Below are 16,675 nucleotides of genomic sequence, written 5' to 3'. Positions count from 1 at the left end.
GCCTCCTCAGGCTCAGTCCAGTCAGTCGAGGATGAAGTTCTCCAGGTACGCCGGGTTCGCCCGGTCCAGCATCGAGCGCGCCCGCGCGCGGATCTGCGCGTCGCTGTGCTCGCTCCGCGGCAACAGCCAGAACCGGTCCGCGCGGATGCCGTCGAGGACCAGCTCCGCGACCTCCTCCACCGGGGTGAACTCCACCTCGCGGCCGGCCGCGCGCATGGCCGCCTCCCACTGGTCGAGGCTGCGGTACGGGGTCTTCCGCGGCTTCTCCTTGGCGTACCGCGCGGGCCGGTTGCGGTGGGACTCCCACAGGCCGGTGCGCAGCATGTGCGGGCCGGGGAAGAGCACGGACGCCCCCACGCGTGCGTGCTCCGCCTTCAGATGCGCGTACAGGGACTCGGTGACGGTCACGACGGCGGCCTTGGTGACGGCGTACACGGAGGCGGTGGGCAGCGGGGCGATACCGCCGTCCCCGGAGGAGGTGTTGACGACGTGACCGGGTTCACCGGCGGCCAGCATGCGCGGCACGAAGGCCTGGATACCGTGGAAGACGCCCCAGACGTTGACGGCGAACGCCCACTTCCAGTCGTTCGGGTCGTGCTCCCACATACGGCCCTCGGCGCCCGAGCCGACCCCCGCGTTGTTGCACAGCACGTGGACGGCGCCGAACGTGTCGTAGGCGTCCTCGGCGAGCGCCTGGACCTCGGACCGTTCGCCGACGTCGACCACGCGCGCGTGGACGACGGCGCCGTCCGCCCTCAGGTCGTCCGCCGCCTTCGCCAGGGCGCCCTCCTCCACGTCCGCGAGGACCACCTTGAGTCCTTCGGCCGCGAATCGCCGTGCCATCGCGAGCCCTATGCCGCTGGCCGCTCCGGTGACGACCGCGACCTGTCCCGGCTCCGGTTCCATCACGCGCTCCCCTCGGGAGGTCCGTCGAGGACGTGCTGGGGGTCGTCGTAGCGCTGGTGGACGTACGGCGACAGGGCCTCGGCGCTGACCCGTTCGACGACCCTGCCGCGCTGGTCGCTGGTCTTCTCCCCGATGGTGATCTCGAGGAGCCTGCGTACGGGGAGGTCGGCGACCGGGTCGTACGCCGACTCGCGCAGGACGACGTCGCCGGTGACGCCTTCGAGTCGGCGCACCCGTTCGCCGCGCACGCAGTGCACGAGGACGGGGTCGGCGTCGAAGCCGGAGCCGTCCACGGCGGGCAGGAACTTGAAGTAGAAGTCGGTCTTCCGCGTCGGCCCGGGCAGCGGCAGTGGCCCGCTCACCGCCCCTCGGACCTCGACGAAGGCGATGCCGTGCCGGGCCAGGACGGCCCGTACGACCGGGCCGTCGCGCTCCAGCGTGACCTCACCGAGCTTCTTCGGTTCGCCGAACACCTCCCGGCCGCCGATGAGGGCCCGTTCGTGGGTCATCGGCATGACGAGCGGGTACCAGCCCTCGACGCCGGCGTGTTCGGCGGCGACCGCGAACGAGCCCGCGCCCAGCGGATAGCCGGGCAGGTCGACCTTGCTGATGTTCACGCGGACGAGAGGGCTCGCGGTGGGCTTCAGCGGCGGGGGCAGGACCGCCGCGACCGCGTCCGGATCGCTCTCCCACACGGCGACCACACCCGTCGACCAGATGTCGGGGAGCTTGGTGTTCGCGGCGCGCGCGGCGGCGATCTCTGCCTCGGTCCGCGGGCCGTAGCGCACTCGTGCCATGGCGTGCCACCCTTCTTCTGATGGCTTCTGACGCCCCGTCATCCATCGGGCGCGCAGCACGGTCGCATCACCTGGGCCAAAGGTCCATAGAAGGTCCCGAAAATGGTTCGTGGACGGGCTCGAACTGGCCTCTGGTTGGGGCTGGGTGGGGGCCGAACCGGCCCGTCGGCCCGATCTGCGTCGGCACGTACCGGCACAGCGCCGACCGCGGGTACGGAGGGGCTGGTGCACGGCGGGTCCAGGGGGCGTGTGCGATGGGCTGTCAGTCGGGGACCGTATCCTCAGGAACCATGCTCGAAGACCGTACGATCGCAGCCTCGCCAGTCCCGTGGCCGACCGCGTATCCCAAGGGGTACGCGGTCGTTGACGTCGAGACCACCGGTCTGGCGCGGGACGACCGGATCATCTCGGCGGCCGTCTACCGGCTGGACGCGCGCGGCGAGGTCGAGGACCACTGGTACACGACGGTCAACCCGGAGCGGGATCCGGGACCGGTGTGGATCCACGGGTTGACGAGCGAGATGCTCGAAGGGTCACCGCTGTTCGCGGACATCGCCGAGGAGTTCGCGTCCCGGCTGGCGGACCGGGTGCTCGTCGCGCACAACGCGGTCTTCGACTGGCAGATGATCGCGCGGGAATACGCGCGCGCGAAGCTCGAGGCGCCGGTGCGGCAGCGGTTGTGCACCATCGCGCTCTCCAAGGAGCTGGGGCTTCCGCTGCCGAACCACAAACTGGAGTCGCTCGCGGCGCACTTCGGGGTCGAGCAGCGGCGGGCGCACCACGCGCTGGACGACGCGCGGGTGCTGGCCGAGGCGTTCCGGCCGAGCCTGCGGGCCGCGGCGCGGGACGGGCTGCGGCTGCCGCTGCTGGAGTGCCGGCCGCTGACCGAGTGGTCACCGGGGCCGGCGCCGCTCATCGGGCGGCAGTCCGGTGGCGGGTACCGCTCCGGCAGCTGGCGTCCGTCGCGGAAGCGGCCCGCGTGCCCGTACCCCAATCCCGGCCGCTACGAGGAGGGCAAGCCGCTCAGGCAGGGCATGCGGGTGGCGTTCTCCGGGGACACGTCCGTCGACCGTGAGCTGCTGGAGGACCGGGCGGTCGAGGCCGGACTCCATGTGGCGACGAGCCTGTCGAGGCTGACCAGCCTCCTCGTCACGAACGACCCGGAGGCCGGTACGACGAAGGTGGTCAAGGCACGGCAGTTCGGGACTCCGGTGATCGACGAGGCGGCGTTCGGACAGCTGCTGCTGGATGTGGAACCGGCGTCGGAGGAGTGACGGCGCCTGACGCCGGACGGGGCCGACGTCGTGTGGCGCGGGCGTCAGACGGGTGATTGGCGGGCGACTCGCCCGTCGGCCGCTCGCCCCTCCCGCCGTGGCGGCTCACCCTGTGCATCATGGCGAGATGCGAAGTATGCGGAAATGACTACGGTATGACCTTCGAGGTGCACGCCCAGGGGGCGGTGCACGTCTTCGACTGCTTCTCCTGTGCGATCCACCGCATGGCGCCCATCTGCGAGCACTGTCGCGTCCAGATCATCGGCCAGGGCGTGGAGGCCGACGGCCACTGGTACTGCGGGGCGCACTGCGCGCGGGCGGAGGGGAGGTCGGGGATCGTCGACAGGGTTTGACCGGCCGAGCCTCCGCCGGGCCGGGAGGCGCGATGTCCGTCGAGGCGGAAGCGGGATGTCCGTCGAGGCACGAGGTGGATGTCCGTCGAGGCGGGAGGCGGGGTGCCGGTTCGGTCGCGCCCGGAGGCGGGGGTGCCCGTCGGGTCGGGAAGCCGCCCCTGGTCGAGGGCACCCCGTGGCGGAGAGGTACGGTCGTGGGGTGTACCGCTTCCTGTTGTCCCGGCAGTGGGTGATCCTCACCCTCATCACGCTCGCGCTCATCCCGACGATGATCGAGCTGGGGTTCTGGCAGCTGCACCGCCATGAGCGCCGGGTGGCGCTGAACAAGGTGATCTCCGACTCGCTGGCCGCGAAACCGGTGCCGGCGGAGTCACTCACCTTGCCCGGTGCGACCGTCAAGCGCGAGGACCTTTACCGCCGCGTCACCGCGAAGGGGCGCTTCGACACCGCGCACGAGGTCGTGGTGCGGCGGCGCACCAACTCCGACGACAAGGTCGGCTTCCATGTCCTCACCCCGTTCGTGCTGGACGACGGACGGGTGCTCCTGGTCAACCGGGGCTGGATCCCGGCGGACGGGGCGCAGACCGAGTTCCCGAAGATCCCGGCCCCGGCTAGCGGTGAGCTCACCATCACCGGACGGCTGATGGCCGACGAGACGACGGCCACGAGCGGCATCAAGGACGTCAAGGGTCTGCCCGACCGCCAGGTGATGCTGATCAACAGCGAGCAGGAGGCGGAGCGGCTCGACAAACCGGTCCTCGGCGGGTACGTCGAACTGACCGCGCCGGAGCCCAAGGGCGACACCCCCGAGCTGATCTCCGACCCCGATCACAGCGGCATCGGCCCGCACATGGCGTACGCGGTCCAGTGGTGGCTCTTCGCCGCCGGGGTGCCGGTGGGCTGGACCATCCTGGTCCGCCGCGAGGCCCGCGACCGGGCGGAGGCCGCAGCCGAGGCGAACGAGCCGGAAGCCGAACCGGCGACGGTCTAGCCCGCCCGGACGGTCGGGCCGACCCCGGCCGACTTCGACGGTCCGGCCGGCCCGAGCCATGGCAGTCCCGTCGGCCCGAGCCCCGACGGCCCCGCTCCGGCCCGAGCCATGGCAGTCCCGCACCCGAACCCCGACGGCCCGCCCCGGCCCGGCCCCGGAAGCCCGGCCGACCCCGAGCCCCCGGCAATCCCGCCGACCCGAACCCCGACGGTCCACCCCGGCACCCCACGATCCGCCCCGGTCCCGGTCCGGGTCCGGGTCCGGGTCCCGGTGGTCGGGTGCGGGCCGGTGTGGGCCGGGCGCGTGGTGGGCGCGATATGTTCACCCGGCGAGAGCAGCCACGGATTGTCCCCGCTCCCCTCCGGGAACCCGGCAAGAGTGCACCGACCCATCGAGGACTATGCGCTCATCGGCGACCACCAGACCGCCGCCCTGGTAGGGCGTGACGGATCGATCGACTGGTTGTGTCTGCCGCGGTTCGACTCGCCCGCGTGCTTCGCCGCGCTGCTCGGCAACAAGGAGAACGGCCACTGGCAGATCGCTCCCAAGGGCGAGGGCCCCTGCACCCGTCGCGCCTACCGCCCTGACTCGCTCGTCCTGGACACCGAGTGGGATACCGCGGAGGGCTCGGTCCGGGTGACCGACCTGATGCCGCAGCGCGACCGCGCGCCCGACATCGTCCGTGTCGTGGAGGGCCTTTCCGGCCGTGTCACCCTGCGCAGCACCCTGCGGCTGCGCTTCGACTACGGCTGGGTGGTGCCGTGGATGCGCCGGACGGACGGCCACCGGGTGGCCGTCGCCGGGCCCGACTCGGTGTGGCTGCGCAGCCATCCGGAGGTACGCACCTGGGGCAGGGACAACGCGACCCTCTCCGAGTTCACGGTCGAGGCGGGCGAGTCGGTCGCCTTCGTCCTGACCTGGCACCCCTCGCACGAGCCGCGCCCCGGGCTGATCGACCCGTACGAGGCACTGGCCTCCAGCGTCGCGGACTGGCAGGCGTGGGCGGCGCGCTGCCGCTACGACGGTCCGCACCGGGACATGGTGGTCCGCTCCCTGATCACGCTCAAGGCCCTCACCTACATCCCAACCGGTGGCATCGTGGCCGCCCCCACCACCTCGCTCCCGGAGGAGATCGGCGGCGTACGGAACTGGGACTACCGCTACTGCTGGCTGCGCGACTCCACCCTGACCCTGAACGCGCTGCTGTCGGCCGGCTATCTGGAGGAGGCCGAGGCCTGGCGCGACTGGCTGCTGCGCGCGGTCGCGGGCGACCCCGCCGATCTGCAGATCATGTACGGGCTGGCGGGCGAGCGCCGGATCCCCGAATACGAGCTGGCGTGGCTGCCCGGCTACCAGGGGTCGAGCCCGGTACGCATCGGCAACGACGCGGTACGGCAGTTGCAGCTCGACGTCTACGGCGAGGTCGTCGACTCCCTTGCGCTGGGCCGCCGTTCGGGGCTGGCCGCCAAGCCGCACGCCTGGCGCATGCAGCAGGCGCTGATGGACTTCCTCCACGAGGCCTGGCGGAACCCGGACGCGGGGCTGTGGGAAGTTCGGGGCCCGCGGCGCCACTTCGTGCACTCCAAGGTGATGGCGTGGGTCGCGGCCGACCGCACGGTACGGACCCTGGAGGAGTATCCGGAGCTGCCGGGGGACGTGGAGCGCTGGCGTGCGATGCGCGACGAGGTGCACCGGGAGGTCTGCGCGAAGGGGTACGACGCCCAGCGGAACACCTTCACGCAGTTCTACGGGTCGCAGGAGTTGGACGCCTCGCTGCTGCTGATCCCGCGCGTCGGTTTCCTGCCGGCCGACGACCCACGGGTGATCGGCACGGTCGACGCGATCAGCGCCGAACTCGGGCACGGCGGTCTGCTGCGCCGCTACACGACGGACGCCAGGGACATCGCCGTCATCGACGGACTGCCGGGCGGCGAGGGCACTTTCCTGGTCTGCACGTTCTGGCTCGCCGACGCCCTGCACATGATCGGGCGCACAAAGGAGGCGCGCGAACTCTTCGAGCGCCTGGTGGGGCTGGCCAATGACGTGGGACTCCTCGCCGAAGAGTACGACCCGACGGCCGGCCGGCAGCTCGGCAACTTCCCCCAGGCGTTCAGTCACATCGGTCTCGTCGGTACCGCCCTCGCCCTGTTCGGGGAGGAGCGGGCAGGATAGGGGCATGGATCTTGGACTGAAGGACCGCGTCTACGTCGTCACCGGCGCCACCCGCGGGCTGGGCCACGCGGCGGCACGGGAACTGGTGGCGGACGGCGCGAAAGTGATCGTCACCGGGCGGGACGAGAAGGCGGTGGCCGAGGCCGCGGACGCGCTCGGGCCGAACGCGCACGGGGTCGCCGCGGACAACGCCGATCCGGCCACCGCCGAGCGGCTGATCGGCGTCGCGCGGGAACGGTTCGGGGGTTTCGACGGCATCCTGATCAGCGTCGGGGGGCCGCCGCCCGGGTTCGTCGGGGACAACACGGACGAACAGTGGCGGACGGCGTTCGAGTCGGTGTTCCTGGGGGCGGTACGACTCGCGCGGGCCGCTGCGGCGGCGCTGGGTGAGGGCGGGGTCATCGCGTTCGTGCTGTCCGGCTCGGTGCACGAGCCGATCCCCGCTCTGACGATCTCCAATGGACTGCGTCCCGGCCTCGCGGGCTACGCCAAGTCCATCGCCGACGAACTCGGGCCCCGCGGTATCCGTGTCGTGGGCCTGCTCCCGGCCCGCATCGACACCGACCGCGTCCGCGAACTGGACGGCCTCTCCCCCGACCCGGAGGCCACCCGGGCGGCCAACGAGTCCCGCATTCCGCTGCGCCGCTACGGCAGACCGGAGGAGTTCGGGCGGACGGCGGCGTTCCTGCTGTCTCCGGCGGCTTCGTATCTGACGGGGATCATGGTGCCGGTGGACGGGGGGATGCGGCACGGGTTCTAGCGACGGCCGCCCCCAAGGAAGATCCGCTCGCGGCCCCAGCCCGGCCACGCCTCAGTCCGGCCACTGTCCGGCCTGCCTCAGCCCGGCCACACCCCGGCCCCGGCCTGCGCTCGCGCTTGCGGTCGCGCTTGCGGTCGCGCTTGCGGTCGCGCTCAGCTCACACGCTCCGCGCCGTGCTTCACCGCCCGCAGGCGCACCTCCGTGGGCAGCGTGGCCAGCCCCGCCGAGCCCCGGGCGTGGGCGATGGCCTCCCCGGTCAGGCGGTGCAGCACCTCACCGGGCGCGCCGTGGGGCTCCATGACGAGCCGTACTCGGGCCCGGGGCGCGGTACGGCGGCCGGTCAGTCCGGCCTGTGCGCGTGCCACGCCCTCCAACTGGCTCGCCTCGCCCGCGAGTACCCCCTCCAGCGCCGGCCCGCGAAGCAGCGCCCCCTCGCCGTCCCCGGTGTCGACGAGTACTTCCGTGAGCCGGCGCCGGCGGAGCACGGCCGACAGCCACCACAGCGCGAGCAGCACCACGACGGCGAGCACCGCGATGACGGTGGGCCACCACCATTGCTCGTCCCGCCAGTGGGTGCGCTCCGCGTCACTGAGCAGTACGTCGTCCGCCCCGTCGTGGATCCACCAGGAGGGCGGTGCGGCGCCGAGTCCCACGGCGAGCACCGCGCCGCCCAGGGCGAGCAGCACCAGCCCGGCGATCCCCAGCAGCACCCGGTTCACGACCCTCAGCATGCCCGTCACCCCTTCCGTCCGGGACGCCGTACGCGCACCGACAGCGCGGGCGGCCGGGTCAGGCCGAGGCCCCGGACGGCGTCGGTGAGCGTGGTGTCCAAGTCGGCGCGTACGTCGTCGAGTTCGCGGAAATGGGAGACCGCGCGGACGTCGACCTTGGTGCGGCCCGCGCGTACGCTCACGGACTGCACGCCGGACACCTCCATCGCCCGGTCCCGCAGCACCATCGCGGCGGCGGCCCGGTCCAGCGCGGCCCGTACGTCGGGGTGCGTGCGCCGCATCGGCAGCAAGGCGCGCAGCCCCGGTGTCGCGGCGAGCACGATCAGCCACAGGCCCAGGGCCGCCGCGACGCCGGCTCCGAGCAGCACCCAGAAGTCGTCGAGCGGCCGCTCCGCCAGTTCGCGCGCGAGCGTCTTGCGCCATTGCATGGCGGACCGGTGCGCGCGCACGGCGGCGACGTCGTACAGCAACAGTCCGGCGCCCGCGAAGAGAAGCAGCGCCAGCAGTCCGGCAGGCACCCGGCGCGCGGACCAGAACCGGCCGTCGCGGCCGTCCGCGTCGGGTGCCCGCGTCGGCTCGTAGTCCGCCGCGGACGCGGACTGCCCGAACCCGCCTTCCGCGCCGTCGGGGCCATCGGGGCCGTCGGTCCGTTCCACGACCGGCAGCGGCCGGGTACCGCCGGGGCCCTGGGAGTCGTTCATGATGTCCTCCGCTGCACCACGCCGGGCGCCCGGTCCGGGTGCAGCCGCTCCACCTGCACGGCCACCTCGGGCACCGCCATCCCCGCCAACGCACTTACCCGTTCGGTGACATGGCGACGCACGGCGGCGCACTGGGCGCCGATGTCGGAGGGGTAGCGCAGTTCGAGACCGATCCGGAGCCGGGCGACGTCCTGGTGGACGACCACCGTGGCGTGGGGCGGCACCGCGTCCGGGGGCGGTGCCTGCAGCACCTCACGTGCGGCCTGAGCGGCGATCTTCGCCACGACCCGGTCGGCGATACGGGTCGCTCCGCGCTCCCCCGCCACGACACGGCGTCCGGCCGGCCCGCGATCTCCGACCGACCCGCCTTCCCCGGCGGACCCGCGTTCCCCGGCGGGCCCGATCTCTTCGACTGACCCGCCGTCCTCCGTGGACCCGCCTTCTCCAAGACCCCGGGTTTCCTGGGCGAACCCGCCTTCCCCGGCGGACCCGCCTGCGGACCCGGGATCCCCGGCGGACCCCGGCACGCCGGGTCGCCCGGGCTGGTCCGGCCGGTCCGGCTCCCCGGACATCCGCGTCACCGCCTCCTGTCCTGGCGGCCGCGGAAGAAGTCACCGAGCTCCAGGTCACCCTCCAGGAGCCGGCCGACCACGAAACCGATGGCGCCCAACGCCGCCACCAGGAGGAAGGCGCCGAACCCCCCGAAGTAACCGGCGAAGCCCAGCGCCATTCCGGCGATCATGCCGATCACGGCCATGCTCATCTGCGACGCTCCTCATGAACCGGTCGGGACCGGCGGCTACTGGATCCGGGGTTCCGGCTCCTCTTCCTCTTCCTCGGGCAGCTTCACATCGCTCACCGCGATGTTTACCTCCACGACCTCCAGGCCGGTCATGCGCTCGACCGCCGAGATGACGTTTTCCCGGACCGCGCGGGCGACGTCCGCGATGGACACTCCGTACTCGACGACGATCTCCAGGTCCAGTGCCGTCTGCACCTCGCCGACCTCGGCCTTCACACCGCGCGTGACAGCCCTGGATCCGGAGGGCATGCGGTCCCGGACCACACCGAAGGTGCGGGAGACTCCGCTGCCCATGGCGTGCACGCCGAGGACGTCCCGAGCGGCGAGTCCGGCGATCTTCTCGACCACGCCGTCCGCGATGGTGGTGCGGCCCCGGACGCCCGGGTCGCCGCCGCCACGCTTGGTCACACTGGTCTTCCGGTTCGGTGCGTCCGGCGCCGCGGTCTCGGCACCGGGGCCCTGCGCCATGTCGGTCATCGCCGTACGCCCCTTTCGGTTGTCCCCCTTCGACCCCACACTAAGTGCGGTTGCCCGGTGACGCGCCGGGGATGCGGCAGGCTGGAGCAATGACGGCTGACGGGTGGACACAGAATCAGGGGCAACAGCCGGGACGACACGGATCGGTGTCCTCGGCGGGCGCGGGAGCCGGAGCGGCTGCCGGAGCGGAAGCCGGGGCCGGAGCGGGAGCCGGAATCGGCGCGGGAGCCGGAGCGGCTGCCGGAGCGGAAGCCGGGGCCGGAGCGGGAGCCGGAATCGGCGCGGGAGCCGGAGCGGGAGCCGGGGCCGGAGCGGGAGCCGGAATCGGCGCGGGAGCCGGGGTCGGAGAGGGGTGGGGCGTGCGGCGTCTGCTCGGACTAGGTCGGCTGCTGCCGCTCGGCGGGCCGCGGGACGGGGCGTGGCTGGCGGAGTCGGCCGCCGACACGGTACTGCGACGTGCGGCGTCGGAGCTCCGGGGCGTGCGGCTCGGATCGCTGCGGGTGTCCCTGGCCGATCCGGAGAACTCCTACGAGCCCGCCGTCCCGCCACCGCCGAGTGCGCTGCCGCCGGGGCCGCTGCGCATCCGCGCAGAGTTCGAGGCGACCGCGGCTGAGCCGCTGCCGACGGCCGCAACCCGGCTGCGCTCGGCGCTGGCCGCGGCGGCGCGGGAACGTCTGGGGCTGACGGTGACGGAGGTGGATCTGCGGGTCACCCGGCTGCTGGACGAGGAGCCCGGAGGTACGGGCAACGGGCTTCCGGAGCGGGACACCGGCGCCGCGGCTCAGGGCACCGACTCGGCGGCGGAGGCGCCCCCGGACGACGAGGAGTCCCGGGTCACCGCGGCGGTGCTGGCGACCGACGGCGTGGTCAGGCTGACCGGCATGTTCGGCGGGCTGGGGCGCGCGGTGCACTTCGAGAGCGTCGGCGGCGCGGGGGCGGGGGCCGTGCTCGCCGGACGTCATGTGTGGGTGGAGTTCGCCGTCTCGGCCGAGCGCCGTGCGCTGGATGTGGCGCGGGCGGTGCGGGGCGCTGTGGGTGGGGCCCTCACGGACCGGCCGACGGTGGCTGTGCTGGTCACTGCGGTCGAGTGACGTGCCGTGTGGTCCGGCCCGGGCGCAGGAGCCCGCCACATACGCCCCGCCGGTCCGCCACACGGGTGTTCCCTGCTAACCGCCACGTGCGCCCCCGCCGGACCACGTGTGATCTTTAGCGAGCCCGCCACCCGGGCCCCAGCGGGACCGGGGTGATCCCCCGACGAGCCCGCCACATACGCCCCGCCGGTCCGCCACACGGGTGTTCCCTGAGAGCGCGCACGTCACCCCTGTGACCACGGGTGATCCCGGGGAACCCGCCACGTGCGCCCCCGCCGGACCACGGGCGCCCCTACTCCCCCAGCCCTGCCAGATCCCGCAGGCGGCGGGCCTGAGCCGCGCGCTCGGACGCTCGCTGGGTTTCATAGGTGCGTTCCACGGCGCCCTGGAGCAGCGCCTTGGTTTCGATCAGTGCGTCGCGCGGGGCGGAGAGCAGGGCCGCGGCCAGGTCGCGCACGGTGTCGTCGAGCTGGTCGGCGGGCACGGCGACGTTGGCCAGGCCTGTCTGGACGGACTCGTCGGCCGTCACGAAGCGGCCCGTCGCGCAGATCTCCAGCGCGCGGGCGTAGCCGACGAGGTGCACCAGAGGGTGCGTACCGGTGAGGTCGGGGACGAGGCCCAGGCTGGTCTCGCGCATGGCGAACTGGACGTCGTCCGCAACGACGCGCAGATCGCAGGCGAGGGCGAGCTGGAAGCCCGCACCTACGGCATGCCCCTGTACGGCGGCGATGGACACGAGGTCACTGCGCCGCCACCAGGTGAACGCCTCCTGGTACGAAGCGATGGTCGCGTCCAGGTCGGCGTCGGAGCTGCGCGCCAGCTCGACGAAGGACAGCTCGCCCTCGAGGCCCTCGGGTGTGAACATCCGCCGGTCGAGTCCGGCCGAGAACGACTTGCCCTCGGCGCGCAGCACGACGACGCGGACGCTGCCCGGCAGGGCCCGCCCGGCGTCGACCAAGGCCCGCCACAGCGCGGGCGTCTGAGCATTGCGCTTGGCGGGATTGGTCAGCGTCACCGTGGCGATCGCGTCGTCGACGGTGAGCCGTACGCCGTCCTTGTCGAGTACAGGGTCGAGCGAAGCCATTGGGGCGCCTCCGAAGGGGTGCGGTCGGAAGGGACGCCGTACCCGGGCGTCCTCAAGTGACTGCACAGTAACCACCCGGTCGGTCACCCGACCGGCCGGGTGGCCACCACGGAAGCGATGAGCCGTCCGGCCTCAGGCCGTCTGGGTCTTCTTGCCCCGCGTCGCCCCGCCACGCCCACGCAGCGTGACGCCCGACTCGCTGAGCATCCGGTGGACGAAGCCATACGAGCGGCCGGTTTCCTCGGCCAGCGCCCGGATGCTCGCACCGGAGTCGTACTTCTTCTTCAGGTCTGCCGCGAGCTTGTCGCGCGCGGCGCCGGTCACCCGGCTGCCCTTCTTCAGAGTCTCGGCCACCCGTGCCTCCTCATGGGAAGTGCGCTCTGGACTTCTCATGATCACCCCTCCCGCGCTTCCTGGCCACCCATTCGGCAAGGTCGATCCGAAAGGCTTTGGACGGCGTACCGGCCGGACCCGATGCGGAATTTGATGTTCCGCACAGCGCTGTCCGTACACCCGAACGGGTTCATCCGCGAAGCTCCAGGTCAGCGCGGCGCGAAGGGCGGGCCGTCGTCACCAGGGGATCCACCCGCGAAATCGATGTAGGACACACCTCGGTACCAGGAGATCTCACACAGATGATGGATCACGGATCGGCCGAATGATCCATACGAAGTGGATCACTCTTCCGTCAGGCGAGAGCTTCCGTCACGCGAGAGCGACCAGGTCCGCGTAGTCCGCGCCCCACAGGTCCTCCACGCCGTCGGGCAGCAGGATGATGCGTTCCGGCTGGAGCGCCTCGACCGCGCCCTCGTCGTGGGTGACGAGGACGACCGCGCCCTTGTAGGTACGCAGCGCGCCGAGGATCTCCTCACGGCTGGCCGGGTCGAGGTTGTTGGTGGGCTCGTCGAGCAGCAGGACGTTGGCGGACGAGACCACGAGCGTCGCGAGCGCGAGGCGGGTCTTCTCGCCGCCGGAGAGGACCCGGGCCGGCTTGTCGACGTCGTCGCCGGAGAACAGGAACGAGCCGAGCACCTTGCGTACCTCGACCAGGTCCAGGTCGGGGGCGGCGGAGCGCATGTTCTCCAGGACCGTGCGGTCCGGGTCGAGGGTCTCGTGCTCCTGCGCGTAGTAGCCCAGCTTGAGGCCGTGGCCCGGGGTGACCTTGCCGGTGTCGGGCTCCTCCACACCGCCGAGCAGACGCAGCAGGGTGGTCTTGCCCGCACCGTTCAGGCCGAGGATGACGACCCGGGAGCCCTTGTCGATGGCGAGGTCGACGTCGGTGAAGATCTCCAGGGAGCCGTACGACTTCGACAGGCCCTCGGCCATCAGCGGTGTCCTGCCGCACGGGGCCGGCTCCGGGAAGCGCAGCTTGGCGACCTTGTCGGACTTGCGCTCGGCCTCCAGGCCCGCGAGGAGCTTGTCGGCGCGGCGGGCCATGTTCTGCGCGGCGACCGTCTTGGTGGCCTTGGCGCGCATCTTGTCGGCCTGCGCGTTGAGCGCGGCGGCCTTCTTCTCGGCGTTCTGCCGCTCCCGCTTGCGGCGCTTCTCGTCGGCCTCGCGCTGCTGCTGGTAGAGCTTCCAGCCCATGTTGTAGACGTCGATCTGGGCGCGGTTGGCGTCCAGGTAGAACACCTTGTTCACGACCGTCTCGACGAGATCCACGTCATGGGAGATGACGATGAAGCCGCCGCGGTAGGTCTTGAGGTAGTCGCGCAGCCAGACGATCGAGTCGGCGTCGAGGTGGTTGGTCGGCTCGTCCAGGAGCAGGGTGTCCGCGTCGGAGAACAGGATGCGGGCCAGCTCGATCCGGCGGCGCTGACCGCCGGAGAGGGTGTGCAGCGGCTGGCCGAGCACCCGGTCGGGGAGGTTGAGCGCGGCGGCGATGGTGGCGGCCTCGGCCTCCGCCGCGTAGCCGCCCTTGGTGAGGAACTCGGTCTCCTGGCGCTCGTACTGCTTCAACGCCTTGTCGCGGGTGGCTCCTTGGCCGTTCGCGATCCGCTGTTCGTTCTCCCGCATCTTGCGGATCAGGACGTCCAGTCCACGGGCGGAGAGGATGCGGTCGCGGGCCAGCATGTCGAGGTCGCCGGTGCGCGGGTCCTGCGGGAGGTAGCCGACCTCGCCGGAGCGGGCGACGGTGCCCGCGGCGGGGATGCCCTCGCCGGCGAGGACCTTGGTGAGCGTCGTCTTGCCGGCGCCGTTGCGGCCGACGAGGCCGACGCGGTCGCCCTTGGTGATGCGGAAGGTGGCGGACTCGATGAGGACACGGGCACCGGCGCGCAGCTCGATACCGGAGGCGGAGATCACGGACAGACTCCAGGGCGGATAAGGGGTGGCGGGTGGGCGGCTGAGGACGTTCCCGCCGTCTAATGCGCGAGGAGAATGGCCATGAGGGCAATTCTAGCGGGGCGCGGCAAGCGCTTTTCGTGCCTGGGGATGGCGTGCGTCACGCCGCCGGGTCCGGCTCGGCAGGGCGTTGTCAGTGGTCGGTGCAAGACTGTGGAGCGGGTCACATTCCGGTCCTCGTGGCCGGTGCCCGGACGAGAGGAAGTGATCGGTATGGCGGGCAAGGAAGGTCTTCCGAGCATCTTTCCGACGCTGACGTACACCGATGCCAAGGCGGCGATCCGGCAGCTCACCGAGGCCTTCGGCTTCTCGGAACAGGCCGTGTACGAGGCGGAGGACGGCACGGTGGTGCACGCCGAGCTGGTGCAGGGCAACGGCGGCGTGATGCTCGGTTCCAAGGGCACCGGCAGCCGTTTCGACGAGGCCATGAAGAGCTCCGGCCCGGCCGGGGTGTACGTCGTCGTGGAGGACGTGGACGCGCACCACCGGCGGGCCGTGGACCACGGCGCGGAGATCCTGATGCCCCCCACGGACCAGGAGTACGGCTCACGGGACTACATGGCCCGGGACCTCGAGGGCAACGTCTGGAGCTTCGGCACGTACGCGCCGGAGATAGCCGCGAAGTAGCCGGCGGCACTCCCCGAGTGGGCCGCTCCCCGCTCAACTCCCGCCGGTGTGCACCTGGAACGCCGCCCGGCGCACGGCCTTGGCGAGTGCCGGGTCGGGGTGGGCGGCGGCGAGCGCGACCAGGACCTGCACGGTGCGCGGGTGTCCGACGGCCCGCACCTCGTCGAGGAGCATGGGGACGGTGGGCTGCACGGCGGACTCCAGATGCCGTACGAGCAGCGGAGCCTCGCCGTGGTCGGCGACGGCGGCCGCGGTGTCCACCCAGAGCCAGGTGGCTTCTTCACGGGTGAGTACCTCGTGGGCGTCCTCGGGGTCGGTGCCGTCGTGTTCGGCGAGCCACAGCAGTGCGTAGGGGCGCAGCCAGGGCTCGTCGACGACGGCGCGCACATCGGGCTCGGCGGGTGCGCCGACCACGCGCAGCGCCTCGAAGGCGAGTCCGCGCAGCAGGGCGTCCTCGCCGCGGGCGGCGCCGATGAGTTCGGTGACGGCGCTGCTCACGGTGCGGGCGGCGAGCCAGGCGCGGTACTCGGCGCGGGCCGCGTTGGGGCGCAGTTGGGCGCAGCCGCGCAGCATGTCCTCGGCGCCCTGCTCGATGTTCCCGGCGGGGCTCTGCGCGGCGACGCAGATCTGCTCCAGCTTCACCCAGACCGCCCAGCTGCCGAGCGGGGTCAGCGTGGCCTGTCCGTCGGCGCAGGTGAGGGCTCCTACGGCGGCGAGGGCGTGCAGGGCCCAATCGAGGAGCGGGGGCAGCGGGGCGTCGTCGGAGGTGGGGTCGGTGCCGGTGCCGTCGGTGCCGTCGGTGGGCTCCGGCTGCGGTCCGTACGGGATCTCACAGCGTTCGGTGCGCAGTTCGGTGACACGCTGCCGCAGCAGGTCGAGGAGTTGTTCGACCGGGACGGGGCCGGCGGACAGCTGCAGGAAGGACAGCAGTTGCGGCATGGCCTCCACGACCTCGGCCACGGCGGCGGGCTCGTGGCCGTCGTCGACGTCGGGGTGGGCCAGCGACCAGGCGTCGAAGAGGGCGACCCAGCCACGCAGCACCGCGGAGTCGTCGCGGTCCCAGGCGCGCAGCCGCCAGCCGGGGCGGGCCGTGTCGCCGTGCACCTCGACGAGACCCGAGAGCCGCGCGGTGTCCCAGTCGGCGCGGACCTGAGCCGGTGTCAGGCCCAGGTCGGCGGCGGCCCGTACTGCGGTGGCCTCGGAGAGGGTGCCCGTGCCGCCGGGTGCGGTGCCGTCGCGATCCCGGCCGGGGCGGAGGGCGTGGTCGGCCCAGCGGGCCACCCGGGCCGCGTCGGCGAGGACGGCGCGTGCCATGCGGGCCAGCTCCGCGGGCGGCGGTGTGCCCTCGGGCGGCCGGGGAGCGGGGCGGCGCGAGCGTTGCTGGGGCACCGCTCGGGCGGCCGCGGCCAGCGGCCGTCCGCCGACGAGTCGGAGCCTGGAGTCGCGCGGGGTACGGGACGTCACGGGGGCAGTCTTCCGGTTGACGGTACGAAAACCCAAACGGAATGTCACGCGCGGCCACGGGGACGGCCAACGCACGGGCCCGGGTGGGCGGTTGCCGATGGT

Annotated in this window: 18 protein-coding genes; 7 read left to right on the top strand and 11 right to left on the bottom strand. The window is 72.4% G+C overall.

Annotated elements, in window-relative coordinates:
- Positions 1 to 21 precede the first annotated feature (21 nt).
- Together EF387_RS19945 and EF387_RS19940 are read right to left on the bottom strand one after the other, a co-directional pair.
- Positions 22 to 906 (bottom strand): SDR family NAD(P)-dependent oxidoreductase, encoded by an 885-nt coding sequence (locus EF387_RS19945; RefSeq protein WP_128377934.1) that lies wholly within the window; start codon positions 904 to 906, stop codon positions 22 to 24.
- Entirely contained in the window at positions 906 to 1,703 is a 798-nt protein-coding gene (locus tag EF387_RS19940) for an acetoacetate decarboxylase family protein (protein WP_128377933.1), read from the bottom strand. Before EF387_RS19940 ends, EF387_RS19945 begins: the two co-directional genes overlap by 1 nt.
- A gap of 290 nt (positions 1,704 to 1,993) precedes the next feature.
- On the opposite strand from EF387_RS19940, the gene EF387_RS19935 reads away from it, so the two are divergent.
- The 5 genes from EF387_RS19935 (at position 1,994) to EF387_RS19915 (ending at position 7,253) form a co-directional block, all read left to right on the top strand.
- Positions 1,994 to 2,977, top strand: a complete 984-nt coding sequence (locus EF387_RS19935; protein WP_128377932.1) for a DEDDh family exonuclease — start codon at positions 1,994 to 1,996, stop codon at positions 2,975 to 2,977.
- Between the two features lie 119 nt (positions 2,978 to 3,096).
- Positions 3,097 to 3,330: a hypothetical protein gene (locus tag EF387_RS19930; RefSeq protein WP_128377931.1), complete on the top strand. Its 234-nt coding sequence runs from the start codon at positions 3,097 to 3,099 to the stop codon at positions 3,328 to 3,330.
- A gap of 199 nt (positions 3,331 to 3,529) precedes the next feature.
- Positions 3,530 to 4,321, top strand: coding sequence for an SURF1 family cytochrome oxidase biogenesis protein (locus EF387_RS19925; protein ID WP_128377930.1), 792 nt, complete (start codon positions 3,530 to 3,532; stop codon positions 4,319 to 4,321).
- A gap of 378 nt (positions 4,322 to 4,699) precedes the next feature.
- On the top strand, positions 4,700 to 6,493 hold the full coding sequence (locus EF387_RS19920; protein ID WP_128377929.1) for a glycoside hydrolase family 15 protein: 1,794 nt from the start codon (positions 4,700 to 4,702) through the stop codon (positions 6,491 to 6,493).
- A 4-nt stretch (positions 6,494 to 6,497) separates the two neighbouring features.
- Positions 6,498 to 7,253: an SDR family oxidoreductase gene (locus tag EF387_RS19915; protein ID WP_128377928.1), complete on the top strand. Its 756-nt coding sequence runs from the start codon at positions 6,498 to 6,500 to the stop codon at positions 7,251 to 7,253.
- 152 nt (positions 7,254 to 7,405) lie between these two features.
- Here the strand turns inward: EF387_RS19915 and amaP are convergent, their stop codons facing one another.
- From amaP to EF387_RS19890, 5 genes are all read right to left on the bottom strand, one after another.
- The gene (amaP, locus tag EF387_RS19910) at positions 7,406 to 7,984 is read right to left on the bottom strand and encodes an alkaline shock response membrane anchor protein AmaP (protein WP_128377927.1); all 579 of its coding nucleotides are present in this window, start codon (positions 7,982 to 7,984) and stop codon (positions 7,406 to 7,408) included.
- Positions 7,985 to 7,989: 5 nt separating this feature from the next.
- A complete protein-coding gene (locus EF387_RS19905) occupies positions 7,990 to 8,685 on the bottom strand; it encodes a DUF6286 domain-containing protein (protein WP_128377926.1) in 696 nt (231 codons plus the stop codon).
- On the bottom strand, positions 8,682 to 9,011 hold the full coding sequence (locus tag EF387_RS19900) for an Asp23/Gls24 family envelope stress response protein (RefSeq protein WP_128377925.1): 330 nt from the start codon (positions 9,009 to 9,011) through the stop codon (positions 8,682 to 8,684). Before EF387_RS19900 ends, EF387_RS19905 begins: the two co-directional genes overlap by 4 nt.
- Before the next feature lie 251 nt (positions 9,012 to 9,262).
- The gene (locus EF387_RS19895) at positions 9,263 to 9,448 is read right to left on the bottom strand and encodes a hypothetical protein (RefSeq protein ID WP_128377924.1); all 186 of its coding nucleotides are present in this window, start codon (positions 9,446 to 9,448) and stop codon (positions 9,263 to 9,265) included.
- Between the two features lie 36 nt (positions 9,449 to 9,484).
- Complete coding sequence (locus EF387_RS19890) at positions 9,485 to 9,964, bottom strand: Asp23/Gls24 family envelope stress response protein (protein WP_128377923.1); 480 nt, start codon at positions 9,962 to 9,964, stop codon at positions 9,485 to 9,487.
- A 359-nt stretch (positions 9,965 to 10,323) separates the two neighbouring features.
- Between EF387_RS19890 and EF387_RS19880 the strand changes: the two genes are divergently transcribed.
- Positions 10,324 to 11,055: a nucleopolyhedrovirus P10 family protein gene (locus tag EF387_RS19880; RefSeq protein ID WP_128377922.1), complete on the top strand. Its 732-nt coding sequence runs from the start codon at positions 10,324 to 10,326 to the stop codon at positions 11,053 to 11,055.
- 292 nt (positions 11,056 to 11,347) lie between these two features.
- Here the strand turns inward: EF387_RS19880 and EF387_RS19875 are convergent, their stop codons facing one another.
- The 3 genes from EF387_RS19875 to abc-f all read right to left on the bottom strand — a co-directional run bounded on the left by EF387_RS19875 (position 11,348) and on the right by abc-f (position 14,443).
- Entirely contained in the window at positions 11,348 to 12,139 is a 792-nt protein-coding gene (locus tag EF387_RS19875) for an enoyl-CoA hydratase/isomerase family protein (RefSeq protein ID WP_128377921.1), read from the bottom strand.
- Between the two features lie 132 nt (positions 12,140 to 12,271).
- Positions 12,272 to 12,493, bottom strand: a complete 222-nt coding sequence (locus tag EF387_RS19870) for a helix-turn-helix domain-containing protein (protein ID WP_202918318.1) — start codon at positions 12,491 to 12,493, stop codon at positions 12,272 to 12,274.
- Between the two features lie 351 nt (positions 12,494 to 12,844).
- Positions 12,845 to 14,443 carry a ribosomal protection-like ABC-F family protein gene (gene abc-f / locus EF387_RS19865; RefSeq protein WP_128377919.1) on the bottom strand — a complete coding sequence of 533 codons (1,599 nt, stop codon included), beginning with the start codon at positions 14,441 to 14,443 and terminating at the stop codon, positions 12,845 to 12,847.
- A 252-nt stretch (positions 14,444 to 14,695) separates the two neighbouring features.
- On the opposite strand from abc-f, the gene EF387_RS19860 reads away from it, so the two are divergent.
- The gene (locus EF387_RS19860) at positions 14,696 to 15,109 is read left to right on the top strand and encodes a VOC family protein (protein ID WP_238431597.1); all 414 of its coding nucleotides are present in this window, start codon (positions 14,696 to 14,698) and stop codon (positions 15,107 to 15,109) included.
- Positions 15,110 to 15,142: 33 nt separating this feature from the next.
- On the opposite strand, the gene EF387_RS19855 is transcribed toward EF387_RS19860, so the two are convergent.
- A complete protein-coding gene (locus EF387_RS19855; protein ID WP_202918317.1) occupies positions 15,143 to 16,573 on the bottom strand; it encodes a hypothetical protein in 1,431 nt (476 codons plus the stop codon).
- Between the last annotated feature and the right edge of the window lie 102 nt (positions 16,574 to 16,675).

Source organism: Streptomyces cavernae, from assembly GCF_004023625.1.
GTDB classification, from domain to species: domain Bacteria; phylum Actinomycetota; class Actinomycetes; order Streptomycetales; family Streptomycetaceae; genus Streptomyces; species Streptomyces cavernae.
This window is presented reverse-complemented; position numbering and strand designations above follow the sequence as displayed.

Coding starts and splice junctions, on each gene's coding strand:
- EF387_RS19945 (WP_128377934.1), bottom strand. CDS start 906: ATGGAACCGGAGCCGGGACAGGTCGCGGTCGTCACCGGAGCGGCCAGC.
- EF387_RS19940 (WP_128377933.1), bottom strand. CDS start 1,703: ATGGCACGAGTGCGCTACGGCCCGCGGACCGAGGCAGAGATCGCCGCC.
- EF387_RS19935 (WP_128377932.1), top strand. CDS start 1,994: ATGCTCGAAGACCGTACGATCGCAGCCTCGCCAGTCCCGTGGCCGACC.
- EF387_RS19930 (WP_128377931.1), top strand. CDS start 3,097: ATGGCGAGATGCGAAGTATGCGGAAATGACTACGGTATGACCTTCGAG.
- EF387_RS19915 (WP_128377928.1), top strand. CDS start 6,498: ATGGATCTTGGACTGAAGGACCGCGTCTACGTCGTCACCGGCGCCACC.
- amaP (WP_128377927.1), bottom strand. CDS start 7,984: ATGCTGAGGGTCGTGAACCGGGTGCTGCTGGGGATCGCCGGGCTGGTG.
- EF387_RS19905 (WP_128377926.1), bottom strand. CDS start 8,685: ATGAACGACTCCCAGGGCCCCGGCGGTACCCGGCCGCTGCCGGTCGTG.
- EF387_RS19895 (WP_128377924.1), bottom strand. CDS start 9,448: ATGAGCATGGCCGTGATCGGCATGATCGCCGGAATGGCGCTGGGCTTC.
- EF387_RS19890 (WP_128377923.1), bottom strand. CDS start 9,964: ATGACCGACATGGCGCAGGGCCCCGGTGCCGAGACCGCGGCGCCGGAC.
- EF387_RS19875 (WP_128377921.1), bottom strand. CDS start 12,139: ATGGCTTCGCTCGACCCTGTACTCGACAAGGACGGCGTACGGCTCACC.
- EF387_RS19860 (WP_238431597.1), top strand. CDS start 14,696: ATGGCGGGCAAGGAAGGTCTTCCGAGCATCTTTCCGACGCTGACGTAC.